14 protein-coding genes are annotated in these 17,817 nt (G+C 69.6%); 8 read left to right on the forward strand and 6 right to left on the reverse strand.

Annotated elements, in window-relative coordinates; genetic code table 11:
• The first annotated feature begins 16 nt into the window (after window positions 1-16).
• Complete coding sequence (locus KBC94_RS01440; RefSeq protein WP_294365560.1) at window positions 17-1,198, forward strand: alpha-hydroxy acid oxidase; 1,182 nt, start codon at window positions 17-19, stop codon at window positions 1,196-1,198.
• 30 nt (window positions 1,199-1,228) lie between these two features.
• On the opposite strand, the gene KBC94_RS01445 is transcribed toward KBC94_RS01440, so the two are convergent.
• Complete coding sequence (locus KBC94_RS01445; RefSeq protein WP_294365562.1) at window positions 1,229-1,921, reverse strand: mobilization protein; 693 nt, start codon at window positions 1,919-1,921, stop codon at window positions 1,229-1,231.
• Window positions 1,922-2,074: 153 nt separating this feature from the next.
• Window positions 2,075-2,839, reverse strand: a complete 765-nt coding sequence (locus tag KBC94_RS01450) for a hypothetical protein (RefSeq protein WP_294365564.1) — start codon at window positions 2,837-2,839, stop codon at window positions 2,075-2,077.
• A gap of 95 nt (window positions 2,840-2,934) precedes the next feature.
• Here KBC94_RS01450 and smc point away from each other — a divergent pair, with 95 nt between their 5' ends.
• The 5 genes from smc (at window position 2,935) to def (ending at window position 11,006) form a co-directional block, all read left to right on the forward strand.
• A complete protein-coding gene (gene smc, locus KBC94_RS01455) occupies window positions 2,935-6,450 on the forward strand; it encodes a chromosome segregation protein SMC (protein WP_294365566.1) in 3,516 nt (1,171 codons plus the stop codon).
• A gap of 52 nt (window positions 6,451-6,502) precedes the next feature.
• A complete protein-coding gene (locus KBC94_RS01460) occupies window positions 6,503-7,612 on the forward strand; it encodes a cell division protein ZipA C-terminal FtsZ-binding domain-containing protein (RefSeq protein WP_294365568.1) in 1,110 nt (369 codons plus the stop codon).
• A gap of 28 nt (window positions 7,613-7,640) precedes the next feature.
• Window positions 7,641-9,800 carry an NAD-dependent DNA ligase LigA gene (gene ligA, locus KBC94_RS01465; RefSeq protein WP_294365570.1) on the forward strand — a complete coding sequence of 720 codons (2,160 nt, stop codon included), beginning with the start codon at window positions 7,641-7,643 and terminating at the stop codon, window positions 9,798-9,800.
• Between the two features lie 127 nt (window positions 9,801-9,927).
• Window positions 9,928-10,416: a hypothetical protein gene (locus KBC94_RS01470; protein ID WP_294365572.1), complete on the forward strand. Its 489-nt coding sequence runs from the start codon at window positions 9,928-9,930 to the stop codon at window positions 10,414-10,416.
• A 50-nt stretch (window positions 10,417-10,466) separates the two neighbouring features.
• The gene (gene def / locus KBC94_RS01475) at window positions 10,467-11,006 is read left to right on the forward strand and encodes a peptide deformylase (protein WP_294365575.1); all 540 of its coding nucleotides are present in this window, start codon (window positions 10,467-10,469) and stop codon (window positions 11,004-11,006) included.
• 18 nt (window positions 11,007-11,024) lie between these two features.
• On the opposite strand, the gene KBC94_RS01480 is transcribed toward def, so the two are convergent.
• The 3 genes from KBC94_RS01480 to KBC94_RS01490 form a co-directional block, all read right to left on the reverse strand.
• Entirely contained in the window at window positions 11,025-11,420 is a 396-nt protein-coding gene (locus KBC94_RS01480) for a DoxX family protein (protein WP_294365577.1), read from the reverse strand.
• 116 nt (window positions 11,421-11,536) lie between these two features.
• Window positions 11,537-12,265 carry a phosphoserine phosphatase SerB gene (gene serB / locus KBC94_RS01485; protein WP_294365579.1) on the reverse strand — a complete coding sequence of 243 codons (729 nt, stop codon included), beginning with the start codon at window positions 12,263-12,265 and terminating at the stop codon, window positions 11,537-11,539.
• 93 nt (window positions 12,266-12,358) lie between these two features.
• Window positions 12,359-13,336 carry a tripartite tricarboxylate transporter substrate binding protein gene (locus KBC94_RS01490; protein WP_294365580.1) on the reverse strand — a complete coding sequence of 326 codons (978 nt, stop codon included), beginning with the start codon at window positions 13,334-13,336 and terminating at the stop codon, window positions 12,359-12,361.
• Window positions 13,337-13,503: 167 nt separating this feature from the next.
• On the opposite strand from KBC94_RS01490, the gene KBC94_RS01495 reads away from it, so the two are divergent.
• Together KBC94_RS01495 and KBC94_RS01500 are read left to right on the forward strand one after the other, a co-directional pair.
• Window positions 13,504-13,746, forward strand: a complete 243-nt coding sequence (locus KBC94_RS01495; protein WP_017762341.1) for a type II toxin-antitoxin system PrlF family antitoxin — start codon at window positions 13,504-13,506, stop codon at window positions 13,744-13,746.
• A 5-nt stretch (window positions 13,747-13,751) separates the two neighbouring features.
• Window positions 13,752-14,150, forward strand: a complete 399-nt coding sequence (locus tag KBC94_RS01500; protein WP_017762342.1) for a type II toxin-antitoxin system VapC family toxin — start codon at window positions 13,752-13,754, stop codon at window positions 14,148-14,150.
• 63 nt (window positions 14,151-14,213) lie between these two features.
• Here KBC94_RS01500 and mfd read toward each other — a convergent pair whose 3' ends face one another.
• A complete protein-coding gene (gene mfd, locus KBC94_RS01505; RefSeq protein ID WP_294365586.1) occupies window positions 14,214-17,741 on the reverse strand; it encodes a transcription-repair coupling factor in 3,528 nt (1,175 codons plus the stop codon).
• Window positions 17,742-17,817: the final 76 nt, after the last annotated feature.

The following is a 17,817-nucleotide window of genomic DNA, read 5'->3' on the forward strand; positions in this document are numbered from 1 at the left end:
CGCGCAGGGCGTGCGCATGAGTGCGTCGGCCGCACTGGCGCGCATGACCTGCGTGGAGGATCTGCGCCAGGTGGCCCGCGCGCGGGTGCCGCGCATGTTCTACGAGTACGTCGATTCGGGCTCCTGGCGCGAATCGACCTACCGCGCCAATGAGCGCGATTTCCAGCAATTGCTGCTGCGCCAGCGCGTGGCGCGGGACATCTCGCAGCGCACCGTTGCCACCACGATGCTCGGCCATCACGTGGCCATGCCGGTGGCGCTGGCGCCGACGGGCCTCACGGGCATGCAGCATGCCGATGGCGAGATCCTGGCTGCGCGGGCGGCACGCGACTTCGGCGTGCCCTTCACGCTCTCGACCATGAGCATCTGCTCGCTGGAGGACGTGGCCGCGCACACGGGGCGGCATCCCTTCTGGTTCCAGCTCTACGTGATGCGCGACCGTACGTTCATCGAGTCGCTGATCGAGCGCGCGAGGGCGGCCAACTGCAGCGCGCTCCAGCTCACGCTCGACCTGCCGGTGATGGGTCAGCGCCATGCCGACATCCGCAACGGCCTGTCGGTGCCGCCGCGGCCCACGCTGCGCAACCTGCTGGACCTGGCGCTGCGCACGCGCTGGTGCCTGGGCATGCTGGGCACGCGGCGGCGCAGCTTCGGCAACATCGTGGGCCATGTGAAGGGCGTGGACGACATGGCCTCGCTGGCCGCCTGGACCAATGCCCAGTTCGATCCCACGCTGTCGTGGGCGGACGTGGAATGGATCAAGCGCCGCTGGGGTGGGCCGCTGGTGCTCAAGGGCATCCTCGATGCGCAGGACGCGCGCCGGGCCGTGGATTGCGGCGCGGATGCGATCGTGGTCTCCAACCATGGCGGCCGGCAGCTGGACGGCGCGCCCTCCGCCATCCGCGCGCTGCCGGCCATTGCCGATGCCGTGGGGCGGGAGACCGAGGTCTGGCTCGACAGCGGCGTGCGCAGCGGCCAGGACGTGCTCAAGGCCCGGGCCCTGGGGGCGCGCGGCACCATGATCGGCCGCGCCTTCCTCTACGGGCTGGGTGCCTTCGGCGAGGCGGGCGTCACGCGGGTGCTGCAGATCATCCGGCGCGAACTGGACCTGACCATGGCCTTCTGCGGCCGCACGCACATCGATGACGTGGATGCGTCGATCCTGCTCGCACCGCAGCGTGCCGGCCCTTGGGACTGAGGGCGGGCACGCCGGCGAGCAGGGGCCGGGTCAGAGCCCCAGCGTGTCGAACTGCGTGTAGACCTGCACCAGCCAGCCCTTGACGCGCTGACGCTCCAGCAGGCCCAGGGCCTCGGGGCCGGTCTTGTCGTTGACGGCCTTCCAGAAGCTCGTGTTGTTGGCGTCGATCTTGCGCATCGTCGCTTCCTGCAGGCGGGGCAGGGTGATGAACTGGGCGCCGTGCTCGCGGGCCTTGATCTGGGCGGGGGAGCCGTCCAGCGTCGAGAAGTCGCTGCCGCGGCCCTGGTTCTGCACCACCACATAGCGGGCGCGGGTGCCGTAGGTGTCGACCAGGCGGCCCAGCATGTCGGTGGAGTCCCGGCCGTCGTCCATCACGTGCCAGAACACGACCGGGATCTCCAGTTCGTCGAACACGTCGAAGAGCTGCGATTCGTCGATCCAGCGCGCCAGCGGCGCCTGGGTCTGCGCGGCCAGGTCGACGATCACGCTGCGCTCGGGGTGCTCCTCGAAGCCGTTGACCACCGTGTCCAGGCCTTCGAAGCTGTCCACCGCCACCGGCGAGGCGAAGCCTTCGTAGAAGCGGGTGAAGGAGTTGTGCGAACGGTCGGTGTCGAAGCCGATGAAGGGGCGGCTGCGGTCGATGAAGTACTGGGCCAGCAGGCGCGAGGTGACGGACTTGCCGACGCCGCCTTTTTCGCCACCGATGAAGTTCAGGGTGCTCATGTGCAGGAGGGGAGGTGGTGGAGAAGTTGCGCGCCGCGCGCCGCGCGGCGCGGAGGCCGGGTTTGCACGGGTTGCGCGGCGCATTCTAGAAAGCGGTCTGTGTCGATGGTGTGCAAAGACGGCCGGCGCGAAGGGTCGGCACCGCACCCGCGCTCAGCGCGGCACCATCGCCAGCAGTGGCCCCAGGTTGCCCATCAGCCAGTTCTGGCTGAAGTCCAGTGCGGCGCGGCGGTACTTCTCGTCGGCCTGGGCGGCCAGCAGATCGAGCCGCGCCACCACCTTCGACAGTTCCCGGTCCACCACCAGATTGCGGCCCCGCTCGCTGATCTCGGTGGACAGCAGCAGCGGCTGGCCGTCGGCGCCGGTGCGCGAACTCAGCAGCCACAGCGAGATCTCGAAGTTGCGTGCGGCGCGGAAGGCGTTCTCGGCGCTGACGCCGTCGATCATGGTCTGCCGCCAGGTGTCGCCGTTGGCCTGCTTGAGCATGGCGGCCCAGCCGGTGACCAGCGCCGCCACACGGTCGCCGGCGTAGGTCTCGGGCGGCGCGAAGGCCAGGCGCACGGCCTCGATGCCGGTGGCGCCGCGGAGCCAGGGCAGCGGCGGGCCCTGCTCGATGGCCTGCCAGGTGCGGGCCACGGCGTCGTCGGCGCTGGCGGCCCATTTGTGCCATTCGCGCGGATTACGGCGGTACAGCGACAGTTGCACGCGGCGCACCGATTCCAGGTTGTCGCGCAGTGCCAGGTTGGCCACGCGATTGGCGCCGGACTCCATCCATTCGCCCTGGGTGTAGGGCTCGGCCCGCTTGGTGTCATGGAACATGCCGCAGCCGGCGAGCAGGGCACAGGCGCCGATCAGGGCGGGCAGCAGCAGGTGCTGCACGCGCACGGGCGCGAGGGAAGCGAGCAGGGGAAGGCGCATTGGGCGCACGTTATCATCCTGCCCTTGCGCGGCAAGGCACGGCCTGCGCACTTTCTCCTTGAATATCAACATCTTGGCCTTGCTGCCCGTCTGCGGTGCGTCTCAACTCCATCAAGCTTTCCGGGTTCAAGTCCTTCGCTGAGCCGACCAACTTCATGCTCCCGGGCCAGCTGGTGGGTGTGGTGGGGCCCAACGGCTGTGGCAAGTCCAACATCATGGACGCGGTGCGCTGGGTGCTGGGCGAGTCGCGCGCCTCCGAGCTGCGCGGCGAGTCCATGCAGGACGTGATCTTCAACGGCACCACCAGCCGCAAGCAGGCCAGCCGTGCGAGCGTCGAGCTGGTGTTCGACAACGCCGACCACCGCGCGGGCGGCCAGTGGAGCCAGTTCACCGAGATCGCGGTCAAGCGCGTGCTCACGCGCGACGGCAACAGCAGCTACTTCATCAACAACCAGCCGGTGCGCCGCCGCGACGTGCAGGACGTGTTCCTGGGCACCGGCCTGGGCCCGCGGGCCTACGCCATCATCGGCCAGGGCACGATCAGCCGGATCATCGAGTCCAAGCCCGAGGAGCTGCGCCTGTTCCTCGAAGAGGCCGCCGGCGTCTCCAAGTACAAGGAGCGCCGCCGCGAGACCGAGAACCGCCTGTCGGACACGCGCGAGAACCTGACCCGGGTCGAGGACATCCTGCGCGAGCTCAACGCCAACCTCGAGAAGCTGGAGAAGCAGGCCGAGGTGGCCGCGCGCTACAACCAGCTGCAGGCCGAGGCCACGCGCAAGCAGCACCAGCTGTGGTTCCTCAAGCGTGCCGATGCCGAGGCCGACCAGCTGCGCGTGCAGGCCGAGGGCCGCCAGGCCGTCAACGACCTCGAATCGCGCATGGCCGACCTGCGCCACATCGAGGCCGAGCTCGAGACCATCCGCCAGGCCCACTACGGTGCCGGCGACCAGGTCAACCAGGCCCAGGGCAAGCTCTACGAGGCCAGCGCCGAGGTGGGCCGGCTGGAGGGCGAGATCCGCTACGTGGTCGAAGGTCGCCAGCGCGTGCAGCAGCGCCTGGCGCAACTGGCCGAGCAGATCCAGCAATGGGACACTCGCCGCGCCGACGCCGAGGTCGAGCTGGAGAACCTGGCCGGTGCGGGGATCGACGCCGAGGAGCAGGCCGCCATACTCGCCGCCCAGCTCGAAGAGCAGGAGGCCCGTCTGCCCGAGCTGGAGGACGCCCGCCAGCGCGCGCAGGAGACGGCCAACGGCCAGCGCGGCGCCGTGGTGCAGGTGCAGCAGCAGATCCAGGTGCTGGCTGCGGACCAGCGCAACATCGACGACCAGGTGCGCCAGCTCAGCCAGCGCAGCGACCGGCTGCGCGCCGACCGCCAGGCGCTGAATGCGCCCGACGAGGCCAAACTGGAAGCGCTGCGCGAGGAATTCGCCATGGCCGAAGAGGCGGCCAGCGAATCCGAGGCGCGCCTGATGGACCTGCAGGAGCGTGTGCCGCAACTCGACGACGACCGCCGCGCCCGCCAGCAGGCCGTCAACACTGAAGGCGCGCGACAGGCCGAACTGTCCGCCCGACTGGAGGCTTTGCGCGCTTTGCAGGAGAAGGTCAAGACCGACGGCAAGCTGCGTCCCTGGCTCGCCAAGCACGGGCTGGACGGCCTGCAGGGCCTCTGGAGCCGCCTGCATGTGGAGCCCGGCTGGGAGGCCGCGCTCGAAGCCGCGTTGCGCGATCGCATGGGCGCGCTGGAGATCTCCCGCCTCGAAATGGCCCGCGCCTTCGCCAACGACGCGCCGCCGGCCAAGCTCAGCTTCTACACGCCACCTGCCGCGCCGGTTGCCGCCAGTGCGGGCGCCATGCCCCGACTGGCTGACCTGCTGCGCCTGCACGACGCCGGCCTGCAGTCGCTGATGGCCGACTGGCTGTACGGCTGCTTCACCGCTGCCAGCCTGGACGACGCCCTGGCCGCCCGCGAGCGCCTGCAGCCCGGCGAGGCCATCTACGTGGCCGCCGGCCATGTCGTCACGCGCCACAGCGTCGGCCTCTATGCGCAGGACTCCGAGCAGTCCGGGCTGCTGGCCCGCCAGCAGGAAATGGAAAACCTGGAGCGCGAGCTGCGCGCCCAGGCCCTGATCGCCGAAGAGGCCCGCACGGCCCTTGTGCGCGCCGAGTCGGCCTATGCCGAAGCCGCTGGCCGACTGGTCGGCGCCCGGCGCGAGGCCGACCAGACCCGCGCCCGTGCCCACGAACTGCAGGTCGAGACGCTGCGCCTGTCCCAGCAGGCCGAGCAGGCCCGCGCCCGCAGCGAGCAACTCAATGCCGACCTCGGCGAGGTCGAGGCCCAGCTCGAAGAACTGCAGGAGCGCCGCGTCGCCGCCGAGGCCCGCTTCGAAGAACTGGACCTGCAACTGGCCGACAGCCAGGAGCGCCATGCCGAGCTGGAAGAGCGGGTGATCGAGGCCAGCCGCAAGCTGGACGCCGCCCGCGAGCAGCACCGCAGCCTGGAACGGCAGGTGCAGGAATCGACCTTCTCGCAACGCACGCTGGAGGCCCGCCGCGCCGAACTCGGCCGCGCCATCGACACCGCCTGCCAGCAGACCGTCGCCCTGGCCGACGAGCGCGAGCGGGCCGAGGGCGAACTGACCCGCCTGTCCGACGCCGCCGCGCAGGCCGGCCTGCAGGACGCGCTCAACCTCAAGGCCGAGCGCGAGGCTGCGCTGGGCGCCATGCGCAGCCAGTACGACGACCTGACCCAGAAGCTGCGCGCCAGCGACGAGCGGCGGCTGCAGATCGAGCGTGCGCTCGACCCGCTGCGCCAGCGCATCACCGAGATGCAGCTCAAGGAGCAGGCCGCCCGCCTGGGCCTGGAGCAGTACGAACAGCTGCTGACCGACGCCCAGGCCGACCGCGAGGCCATCGCCGCCTCCATCGAGGCCGACAAGGTGCGCCTGACCGGCCTGCAGGGCGAGATCGACCGCCTGCACCGCGAGGTGGCCGGCCTGGGCGCCGTCAACCTGGCGGCGCTTGACGAACTGACCAGCGCCCGCGAGCGCAAGACCTTCCTCGACGCCCAGTCGGCCGACCTGAACGAGGCCATCACCACGCTCGAAGACGCCATCCGCAAGATCGACGGCGAGACGCGCGAACTGCTGGGCGGCACCTTCAACACCGTCAACGAGCACTTCAGCCGCATGTTCCCGGAGCTCTTCGGCGGCGGAAACGCCCGGCTGATCATGACCGGCGATGAGATCCTGGACGCGGGCGTGCAGGTCATGGCCCAGCCGCCCGGCAAGAAGAACCAGACCATCCACCTGCTCTCGGGCGGCGAGAAGGCGCTGACGGCCATCGCGCTGGTGTTCGCCATCTTCCAGCTCAACCCCGCGCCCTTCTGCCTGCTGGACGAGGTGGATGCGCCGCTGGACGACGCCAACACCGAGCGCTATGCGCGGCTGGTGTCGGCCATGAGCCGCGGGACGCAGTTCCTTTTCATCAGCCACAACAAGATCGCCATGGAGATGGCCCAGCAGCTGATCGGCGTGACCATGCAGGAGCAGGGCGTCTCGCGCATCGTGGCGGTGGACATGGAATCCGCCGCCGGCATGGCCGAAGTCGGCTGACGCGCGGGCAGGTCCGCGCGCCTTACAACAAGAACTCGGAAGAGCAATCCCAATGAGCAATCTCACGATCGCCGTGGCCATCGCCGGCGGCCTGGTGCTGGCGGCGCTGATCGCCTACAACACCTGGACGCTGCGCCGCAACGCCCCGCGCCAGCCCGAAGGCGACGGCCTGCACTCCGGCCTGGCGCCGCTCGATGGCGCGCAGGGCGGGCCGGACGATCCGGTGCTGCATGCGGACCCGAACGACGTGCATTCGGCCGATCGGCACGAGCCGCTGTTCGACCCCGACCTGCCGCCGCCCACTGGCCAACCCGGTGCCGCCGCGCTGCTGGGCAGCCGCCGTGGCGGGCTCGATCCGCTGATCGACGTGATCGCCCCCGTGGCGCTGGAAGGCCTGGTCTCGGGCGCTGCCGTGCTGGCGGCCACGCCGGCGACGCGCCGCGCGGGCAGCAAGCCCATTGCCGTCGAGGGCCTGCGCGACGGTGCCGCCGAATGGGAACCGCCCGTCGCCAGCGCCCGCTACCGCGCGCTTCAGATCGGCGTGCAGCTGGCCAACCGCACCGGCGCCCTCAATGAGATCGAGTATTCGGAATTCGTGGTCAAGGCCCAGGCCTTCGCCGATGCGCTCAATGGCGCGCCCGAGTTCCCCGAGATGCTGGACGAGGTCGCCCGCGCCCGCGAGCTGGACCAGTTCGCCAGCGCGCACGACGCGCAGCTGGCCTTCGTGCTGCGCGCCCGTCACGCCGCCTGGAGCCCCGGCTACGTGCAACAGAACGCCGCGCGCCTGGGCTTCGTGCCGGGCATGCTGCCCGGCCGCATGGTGTTGCCCAACACGGATGCGGGCGCGCCGCCGGTGCTCGGCCTGGTCTTCGACACGCAAGCCGCGCTGGCCGATGACCCGGCCCAGTCCGCCATCCGCGAGCTGATGCTGAGCCTGGACGTGCCGCAGGTCGACCGCGCGCTGGAGCCCTTCGCCCGCATGCGTGAGATCGCCGAGGCCCTGGCCCGCGAAATGGACGGCGTGGTCACCGACAGCGACGGCCAGCCCCTGCGCACCGAGACGCTGGACGCCATCGGCCAGGACCTGGAACAGCTCTACGACACGCTGGACGGCCGCGAGCTGTCCGCCGGCTCGGCGCTGGCGCGCCGGCTGTTCTCCTGATCCGCGCTGCTACCGCACACCGACCGCGATGACCGACACCGTTCCCGCAGCGGTGGCCCAGGAGGCCGCCGAGCTGCGCATTGCCCTCAACCATCACGCGCATCAGTACTACGTGCTGGACGCGCCGCAGATCCCGGACGCCGAATACGACCGGCTGTTCCGCCGCCTGTCCGAGCTGGAAGAGGCGCATCCCGCGCTGCGCACGCCCGATTCGCCGACGCAGCGCGTGGGCGGGGCGGTGCTCCCTTTCTTCGCCAAGGTGCGGCATCAGGTGCCGATGTTGTCCATCCGCACCGAGACCGACATCGAGGCCACCGGCGCCGAAGCCTTCGACGCCCGCGTGCGCCGCGAACTGGGCCTGGCCGCCGATGCGCCGGCCGTCGAATACGTGGCCGAACTCAAGTTCGACGGCCTGGCCATCAACCTGCGCTACGAGAACGGCACGCTGGTGCAGGCCGCCACCCGCGGCGACGGCGAGGTGGGCGAGGACGTGACACAGAACATCCGCACCATCGGCCAGATTCCTTTGAAGCTGCCGAAGGACGCACCGCCCGTGCTGGAGGTGCGCGGCGAGGTCTACATGAAGCGGGCCGACTTCGACCGTCTCAACGAGCGCCAGCGCCAGAAGATCGAGGCCGGCCAGAAGAACGAGAAGACCTATGTCAATCCGCGCAATGCGGCGGCCGGCGCGGTGCGCCAGCTCGATCCGGCTATTGCGCGGCAGCGGCCGCTGTCCTTCTTCGCCTATGGCTGGGGCGAGGTCACGCCGGTGGAGCAGGGCGGGCCGGATTTCGGCACGCAGTACCAGGCGCTGCTGACGCTGCGATCCTGGGGCTTTCCAGTGTCGGACCGCACACAGGTCTGCAACGGTCCGCAGGAGCTGGCCGAGTTCCACCGCCAGATCGGTGCGCTGCGCGATCAGCTGCCCTTCGACATCGACGGCGTGGTCTACAAGGTCAACAGCCTGGCGCTGCAGCGGCAACTGGGCTTCGTCTCGCGCGAGCCGCGCTGGGCCGTGGCCCACAAGTACCCGGCGCAGGAACAGATGACCCGCATGCTGGACATCGACGTGCAGGTCGGCCGCACCGGCAAGCTGACGCCGGTGGCGCGGCTGGACCCGGTGTTCGTGGGCGGCACCACGGTGTCCAACGCCACGCTGCACAACCTGTTCGAGCTGCGGCGCAAGGAACTGCGCGTGGGGGACATGGTCGTCATCCGCCGCGCGGGCGACGTGATCCCTGAAGTGGTGGGGCGCGTGCCGCCTGCCGGTGTTGCGGTGGCGCGCGCCGAAGGCACGGCCAGCGAGGCCGCCATCGACCAGGCAGTGGGCGAGGGCGAAAGCCACCGCCTGCCGCCGCGCGACCCTTACGTGCCCAACTTCCGCATGCCGCGGGCGTGCCCCATCTGCGGCAGCGCGGTGGTGCGGGAGAAGGGCGAGGTCAACCACCGCTGCTCGGGCGGCCTCTTCTGCGGGGCGCAGCGCAAGCAGGCCATCCTGCACTACGCGCAGCGCCGCGCCGTGGACATCGAGGGCCTGGGCGAGAAGCTGGTCGACCAGCTGGTGGATGCCGGCATCGTCAAGACGCTGCCCGACCTCTACCGCATCGGGCTGACAGCGCTGGCGGCGCTGGACCGCATGGCCGAGAAGTCCGCCCAGAACGTGCTGGAAGGGCTGGAGGCGTCCAAGACGACGACGCTGCCGCGCTTTTTGTACGGGCTGGGCATCCGGCATGTGGGCGAGACCACGGCGAAGGACCTGGCCCGCCACTTTGGCCGGCTGGACGGCATCATGGACGCGAGCGTGGAGCAGCTGCTGGAGGTCAATGACGTCGGCCCCATCGTGGCCGAGGCCATCCACACCTTCTTCGCCCAGCCCCACAACCGCGAGGTGATCGAGCAGCTGCGGGCCTGTGGCGTGCAGTGGCCGGAGGGCGATCCCGCCCCGCGCGCGGCGCTGCCGCTGGCGGGCAAGACCTTCGTCATCACAGGCACGCTGCCTACGCTCTCCCGCGAGGACGCGAAGGAAAAACTGGAGGCGGCTGGCGCCAAGGTGGCCGGCTCGGTCAGCAAGAAGACGCACTATGTGGTGGCCGGCGAGGCGGCCGGCAGCAAGCTTGACAAGGCGCGTGAGCTGGGCGTCGAGGTACTGGACGAGGCGGGCATGCTGGCGCTGCTGGCGGCTGGCTGAGGGCTTGGGGTGGCACTGACGACGCGCTGACTCTTACGGCGTGTTACGCCCGGGCGGGGACCCTGGCGTCGGCACCCGCGCTCCAACCGCGTTGTGTACCCATGGCTTCGGCCAGGAGGAAAACTCGATGACGACGACATTCAGACGTGGAGGGGCGGCCCTGCTGGTGGCGGGCGCGGCCCTGGTGCTGGGCGGCTGTGCCGCCTACGAAGAGCCGGGCTATGCCACCTACCCGGCCTACCCCGGCTACTCCACCTACCCGGCCCAGCCCTACTACGGCCAACCCGCGGTGGTTCCCGGGGGTTACGTGGGTGTGGACGTCTACCGCGACCCCGGTCCCCGCTACTGGGATCGTCGGCCGGTGGCCCCTTATCCCTACCCACCAGCCTACGGGCGCCCGGGGTGGAACGACCGGGACAGGGACCATGACCGAGGACGCGGTTGGCGGGGTGCACCGCCGCAGGCGCAGCTGCCCGGCGTCGTCCCGGTGGTGCCGCCACGCGGTCCCGGTGCCGGTCGGCCCGGCGGACCCCAGGCCGTCCCCTTCGGCGACCCGCGTGTCGGCACCGGCACGATCATCCCCCCGCCGAAGCAGGATTCGGGCAACACGCCCTGAGCGTCGCGCGCCGCGGGCTTTGGGCCGCGGGGCGCGTCCACAATGGGCGGATGACGATCCGCGAAATCCTGAAGATGGGCGATCCCCGGCTGTTGCGCGTCGCGCAACCCGTTGGCGCCTTCGACACCGACGAACTGCACCTGCTGGTGCGCGACATGTTCGAGACCATGCATGCCGTCAACGGCGCCGGCCTGGCGGCCCCGCAGATCGGGGTGGACCTGCAACTGGTGATCTTCGGCACCGACCGCCCCAATCCCCGCTATCCCGAGGCGCCAGTCGTCCCCCGTACCGTGCTGCTCAATCCCGTGATCGAGCCACTCGGCGACGAAGAGGAAGAGGGCTGGGAGGGCTGCCTGTCCGTGCCGGGCCTGCGCGGCGTGGTACCGCGCTGGCAGCGCATCCGCTACAGCGGCTTCGATCCCTACGGCGATCCCATCGACCGCGTGGCCGAGGGCTTCCATGCCCGGGTGGTCCAGCATGAATGCGACCACCTGATCGGCAAGCTCTACCCGATGCGCGTACGGGACTTCACCCGCTTCGGCTTCACCGAGGTGCTGTTCCCCGGACTTGACGCGGCCGACGACGATTGAGTCGTGCGGTCCGGCCGCTCAGTTGAAGCGGCCTCCGGCGCCGATGCGGCCGCCGCCGATCATGGCGATGGCCAGCGCCGCCACCAGGAACATGCCCTGCAGTTCCAGCGCCCAGCCCCCGGTGCCGTTGAACTTGCCCAGGTCGCCCATGTGCACCAGCCAGATCGCCACCACCATGTTGATGGCCACCACGAGTGCCGCGGGCCGGGTGAAGAAGCCGACGATCAGCAGCACCGGCGCGACGATCTCGCCCACGAAGACCAGGTAGGCCAGCACCGAGGGCACGCCGTGCGAGGCCAGCATGTGGCCGATGCCGTCCACCCCCTTGGGCAGCTTGGCGATGCCGTGCAGCAGGATCAGCACGCCGAGCGTGGCGCGCAGGAGGAACTTGCCGATGTCGTCTGTACGGTTCATGGAGGGTGGGGTGAAAAGGGCTTGTGCCCAGGCTTCGACAAGCTCGGCCCGAACGGTCTTCGTTCAACTGACAAGCATTGGCGCGCAGGCCGCGGGCCGGCGGCCGCTGCGGCATGTTAGCCGGGCCGAACGACGTCCAGCAGCCGATCCAGCCCGCCTTCATCGATGGCTACCATCGCCTGCTCGCGCACCTTGGGCTTGGCGTGGAAGGCCACTGACAGGCCGGCCTCGCCCATCATCGGCAGGTCGTTGGCGCCGTCGCCCACGGCGATGGTCTGCGCGGGCGAAAGGCGCAGCAGCGAGGCCACTTCCAGCAACGTACGGCGCTTCTCGGCACCGTCGCAGATGTCGCCCCAGTCCTGCGCGCGCACGCGGCCCGTGAGCCGGCCGCCGTCTTCCTCCAGCAGGTTCGAGCGCGCAAAGTCGATGCCCAGCCGCGCCTTCACGCGGTCGGCAAAGAAGGTGAAGCCGCCGGACACCAGCAGCACCTTCAGTCCTGCCTCACGGCAGGCGCCCACCAACTCGGGCGCACCGGGCGACAGGTGCAGCCGTTGGTCGTAGACCTCCTGCAGCGCACCCACCGGCACGCCTTCGAGCAGGGCGACGCGGCGGCGCAGGCTTTCCTTGAAATCCTTGATCTCGCCGCGCATGGTGGCCTCGGTGATGGCCGCGACCTCCGCCTTCTTGCCCACCGCATCCGCGATCTCGTCGATGCATTCGATGGTGATCAGCGTCGAGTCCATGTCGAAGGCGATCAGGCCGAAGTCGGCCAGCTTCAGCGGGCCGGGGATGTGCCGGACGACAAGGCCTGGCGAGATGGATGGCGTGGAAACGGCGACAGTCATGGCGCCGATTTTCTCATCGCGATCCGTGGGCGCCGGGCCGGCGTCACAACGGGCTGCGACGGGCCTCGCCGCGATGCTGCAGGACGTGGCGGCTTACTGCGGCACCAATCCCGCTGCCTTCACCAGCTGCGCGTGCAGCTTGATGTCCGCGGCGATGATGCGCTGCAGCTCCTCGGGCGAGCTGGGGGCGACCTCGATGCCGTTGGTGGCCAGCTTGGCCTTGAGGTCTGCATCCAGTGCGGCACGCACGGCTGCGTTGAGCTGGTCGATGATGGGCTTGGGCGTGCGGGCCGGTGCCAGGATGCCCACCCAGGCCGAGAGGTTCAGGTCCGGGATGCCGCTTTCGCCCATGGTCGGCACATTGGGCAGCACGGGCGAGCGCTGCGGGCTCAGCACACCCAGTGCGAACAGCTTGCCCGCCTGCACGTGCGGCAGGGCTTCGGGCATGACGGCGAACATGCCGTCCACGCTGCCGGCCAGCGTGTCGTTGATGGCAGGCGCGCCACCCTTGTAGGGCACGTGGAGCATCTTCGTGCCGGTGCGGGTCTCGAACATGAGCGCACCCAGGTGCTGGGGGCTGCCGTCGCCCGACGACGCGTAGGTGAGCTTGCCCGGCTCCGCCCTGGCGGCGGCCAGGAAGGCCGCGACGGTAGGGTACTTGGCCTTGTCCTTCACGATCAGCACCATGGGCTGGTTCACGAGTCGCGAGATCGGCGCGAAGTCGGCCTCGGGGTCGTAGGGCAGGGTCTTGAAGACGCTCTTGTTGGTCGTGAGGAAAGAGGCGGGAGAGACGGTGAGCGTGTAGCCGTCCGGCGCCGCGCGGGCCACCGCGGGCATGCCGATCTGCCCCGACGCGCCGGCGCGGTTGTCCACGACGAAGGGCTGGCCGAGCGCCGCGCCGAGCTTCTGGCTCACCTCCCGCGCGATCATGTCCGCGCTGCCACCCGCGGGCAGGCCCACGATGACCTTCACGGGGCGGTCGGGGTACCTGGCCTGCGCAAACGCCCGGCCGCTGGCGGCCAGCGTCCCCAGTGCGCCCGTGAACATCAGGGCTTGTCGTCGGGTGTGCATCGCTTCTCTCTCCGTTGTATTTTGGAACGGTGAGTTTTAGCAAGCCCTGTGCCGATGCCCGCTGCGGGCCAACTCATGGCGCATGGGGTGCAAGGCCGTCAGAGCAGGTCGGCCTGGCGAAGTATTACGTCTATAGAATCGGTAACACTTTCCTGAAGGAGCTCTCCATGCCCACCACGCTCACCGTCAAAGGTCAGGTCACCATCCCCAAGCAAGTGCGCGACGCCCTGGGTCTCACGCCGGGCACTGCGGTGGATTTCGCCATCAACCGCGATGGCCAGGTGGTGCTGCAGAAGGCGGAAGCCAGCCGGGGCACGGCAGCGCGCCGGGCCGACCGTTTCGAGGCTGCCCGGGGCAAAGCCGACGTGAAGTGGCGCACCAAGGACCTGATGGCCTTGCTGAGGGGCTGATCGACATGCTGGTCGACACCAACGTGCTGGTGGATCTGCTGGAGGATGACCCGGAGTGGGCCGACTGGTCCGTGGCCCAGTTGCGTGCCCAGTCGCAGTTGCACAAGCTGTGCATCAACCCGGTCATCTACGCGGAACTGTCGCTGACCTTCAGCACCTTCGAGGCTCTGGACGAGGTGCTCGATTCGCTTCGGCTCCCGGTGATCGAGTTGCCCCGCCCGGCACTGTTCCTGGCCGGCAAGGCCTTCGCCCAATACCGTCGACGTGGCGGAACCAAGGCCAACGTGCTGCCCGACTTCTTCATCGGGGCGCATGCGGCCGTGGCGCGCTGGCCCGTGCTGACACGTGACGCCAGCCGCTACGCGAGCTACTTTCCCACCGTGGCCCTGGTCACGCCGGATTGAGGTTCTGCTGCCGTGCTCACAGGGTGCCCGTGAGCACGATCTGGGCAGCGGCCCAAGCGCCCCTCAGGCCGCCACCGGCTCGGTCTTCGGCTGCCCCAGCGAGCGCAGCACGTCGCGCACCATCTGTGCCCGGTCCTTCGGGTCCTTCAGCTCGCGCTCGATGCGCAGCTTGTCGTTGCCGGCCAGCTTGATGTGCTTGTTCTTCTGGATCAGCCCGATGATGGCCATCGGGTCGATGGGCGGGTTGGGCTTGAAGCTGATGTTGATCACGCCCGGCGCCGCGTCCACCTTGGTGACGCCGTAGGGCCGTGCCAGCACGCGCAGGCGGTGCACGTCGATCAGCGTCTGCGTCTGCGGCGGCAGCTTGCCGAAGCGGTCGACCAGCTCTTCGAGCAGGGTGTCGATCTGGTCCGTCGTCTTGGCCGTGGCCAGCTTCTTGTAGAAGGACAGGCGCAGGTGCACGTCGCCGCAGTAGTCGTCGGGCAGCAGGGCGGGGGCGTGCAGGTTGATCTCGGTGGTGGCCGACAGCGGCGCCAGCAGGTCGGGTTCCTTGCCGGCCTTGAGCGAGGCCACGGCCTCGGCCAGCATCTCGTTGTAGAGCTGGAAGCCGATCTCCATCATGTTGCCGCTCTGGTGCTCGCCCAGCACTTCGCCGGCGCCACGGATCTCCAGGTCGTGCATGGCCAGGTAGAAGCCGGAGCCCAGCTCTTCCATGGCCTGGATGGCGTCCAGCCGCTGGGCTGCCTGCTTGGTCAGGCCCTCGATGTCCGGCACCATGAGGTAGGCATAGGCCTGGTGGTGGCTGCGGCCCACGCGCCCGCGCAGCTGGTGCAACTGCGCCAGGCCGAACTTGTCGGCCCGGCTGATGACGATGGTGTTGGCGCTGGGCACGTCGATGCCGGTCTCGATGATGGTCGAGCACAGCAGCAGGTTGAAGCGCTGGGCCACGAAGTCGCGCATCACGCGCTCCAGCTCGCGCTCGGGCATCTGGCCGTGGGCGACGGCGATGCGCGCCTCGGGCAGGATCTCCTGCAGCTTCTGGCGCCGGTTCTCGATGGTCTCCACCTCGTTGTGCAGGAAGTACACCTGCCCGCCGCGCTTGAGCTCGCGCAGCACGGCCTCGCGGATCACGCCGGTGCCCTCGTTGCGCACGAAGGTCTTGATGGCCAGGCGCCGCTGCGGCGCGGTGGCGATGACCGACAGGTCGCGCAGGCCTTCCAGCGCCATGCCCAGCGTCCGCGGAATGGGCGTGGCGGTGAGCGTGAGCACGTCCACCTCGGCGCGCATGGCTTTCATCGCCTCTTTGTGGCGCACGCCGAAGCGGTGCTCCTCGTCGATGATGAGCAGGCCCAGGTTCTTGAACTTGACGCTCTCGCTGAGCAGCTTGTGCGTGCCCACGACGATGTCCACGCTGCCATCGGCCAGGCCCTTGGCGGCGGCCGCGATCTCCTTGGCCGAGCGGAAGCGGCTCATCTCGGCGACCTTGACCGGCCATTTGGAGAAGCGGTCCACCAGTGTCTGGTAGTGCTGCTCGGCCAGCAGCGTGGTGGGCGCCAGAAAGGCCGCCTGCCTGCCGCCCGTGACGGCCACGAAGGCGGCCCGCAGCGCCACCTCGGTCTTGCCGAAGCCCACGTCGCCGCAGACCAGACGGTCCATCGGCTGCGGCGAGATCATGTCCTGGATGACGGCATGGATCGCCGCTTTCTGGTCGGCCGTCTCCTCGAAGCCGAAGTCGTTGGCGAAGACCTCGTAGTCGGCCGCCTGGAAGCGGAAGGCATGGCCCTCACGCGCGGCGCGGCGGGCATAGATGTTGAGCAGCTCGGCCGCGGCGTCGCGCACCTGCTCGGCGGCCTTGCGTTTGGCCTTGTCCCACTGGCCGCTGCCCAGCTTGTGCAGCGGCGCCTCGTCGGCGCTGACGCCGGTGTAGCGGCTGATCAGATGCAGCTGGCTCACCGGCACGTAGAGCGTCGCCTTGTCGGCGTATTCCAGGTGCAGGAACTCCTGCAGCAGCGGCTTGCCGTCGGGCCCCGTGCCCTGGCCCAGGTCCATGTTGACCAGGCCTTTGTAGCGGCCGATGCCGTGCGCGCTGTGCACCACCGGGTCGCCCAGGTTGAGCTCGGACAGGTCCTTGATCAGCGCATCGACGTCGCTGGTCGCTTCCTGCCGCTTGTTGCGGCGGCGGCCGCTGCCGGTGCCGGTGGCGAAGAGCTCGGTCTCGGTGACGAAGTCGATGCCGGCCTCGTTCCAGGCGAAGCCCGCCGCCAGCGCGGCGGTGGCGATGCCGATCTTCTCGCTCGCCTCGGCCTCGAATTCGGCCAGGGTGTCGAAGGCCGGCGGGCTGACGCCGCTGGCGCGCAGGAAGTCCAGCAGGCTCTCGCGGCGGCCGGCGGTCTCTGCCAGCAGCAGCACGCGGTGGCGCGTGGCCTGGATGTGTTCTTTCAGCCGGGCGAGCGGGTCGTCGGCGCCGCGCACGGCGGCCATCGGAGGCAGCAGCGCGAATTCGGGGAAGGCTTCGACAGGCTCCGCCTGAGCGGATGCAGGCCGCAGCGACAGTTGGCGATGCGGCTTGGTCTGGCCGTAGAACTGCTCGGCATTGAGGAACAGCGCCTCGGGCGGCAGCACCGGCCGCTCCGGGTCGCCGTGGGCCAGGCGGTAGCGCTCGCGCGTGTCCTGCCAGAAATGCTGGAAGGCCGCCTCCAGGTCGCCGTGCAGCACCAGCGTGACGGAGGAGGACGCCTCGCCATCCCGGCCTTCCGTGCCGGCGCCCGCCAGATAGTCGAACACCGTCGCCGTCTGGTCGAAGAACAGGGGCAGGTAGTACTCGATGCCGGCGGTCGCCACGCCGTTGCCCATGTCCTTGTAGATGCGGCTCTTGGTCGGGTCGCCTTCGAGCAGTTCGCGCCAGCGGCTGCGGAAATGCGCCCGGGCGTCGTCGTCCATCGGGAACTCGCGGCCGGGCAGCAGGCGCACCTCGGGCACGGGGTACAGGCTGCGCTGGCTGTCGGGATCGAAGGTGCGGATGGAGTCGATCTCGTCGTCGAACAGGTCGACGCGGAAGGGCTGCGGCGAGCCCATCGGGAACAGGTCGATCAGCCCGCCGCGCACCGCATATTCGCCGGGGCTCACCACCTGCGTCACATGGCTGTAGCCCGCCAGCGTGAGCTGGGCCTTCAGGCGCGCCTCGTCCAGCTTCTGCTTGGTGCGGAAGTGGAAGGTGTAGCCGGCCATGAAGCCCGGCGGCGCCAGGCGGTAGAGCGCCGTGGTCGCCGGCACCAGCACCACGTCCACCTCCTTCTGCAGGATGCGCCACAGCGTCGCCAGGCGTTCGCTGATCAGGTCCTGGTGCGGCGAGAAGCTGTCGTAGGGCAGCGTCTCCCAGTCCGGGAAGACGGCGCAGCGCAGCTCTGGCGCGAAGAAGGCCAGTTCGTCCGTCAGGCGCTGGGTGTCGGTGGCGTCCGCCGTGAAGATGGCGGTCGTGCGACCGGCCGACTTTTCGCGCAGTGCCAGCCGAGCGAGCAGCAGTGCATCGCTGGAGGAGGGCGGACGGGGAAGGGTGAAGCGTTTGCCGGGGGAGAGGGCGGGCAGGTCCATGCGGGGGCGGCACCAAAGGCAGACCCTCCCGGCCGCAACGGCGGGGAGGGCGAAGCGCGCAATTTTAGAATGCGGG

The sequence above is a fragment of the Pseudacidovorax sp. genome (assembly GCF_017991995.1).
Taxonomy (GTDB): Bacteria; Pseudomonadota; Gammaproteobacteria; order Burkholderiales; family Burkholderiaceae_C; genus Xenophilus.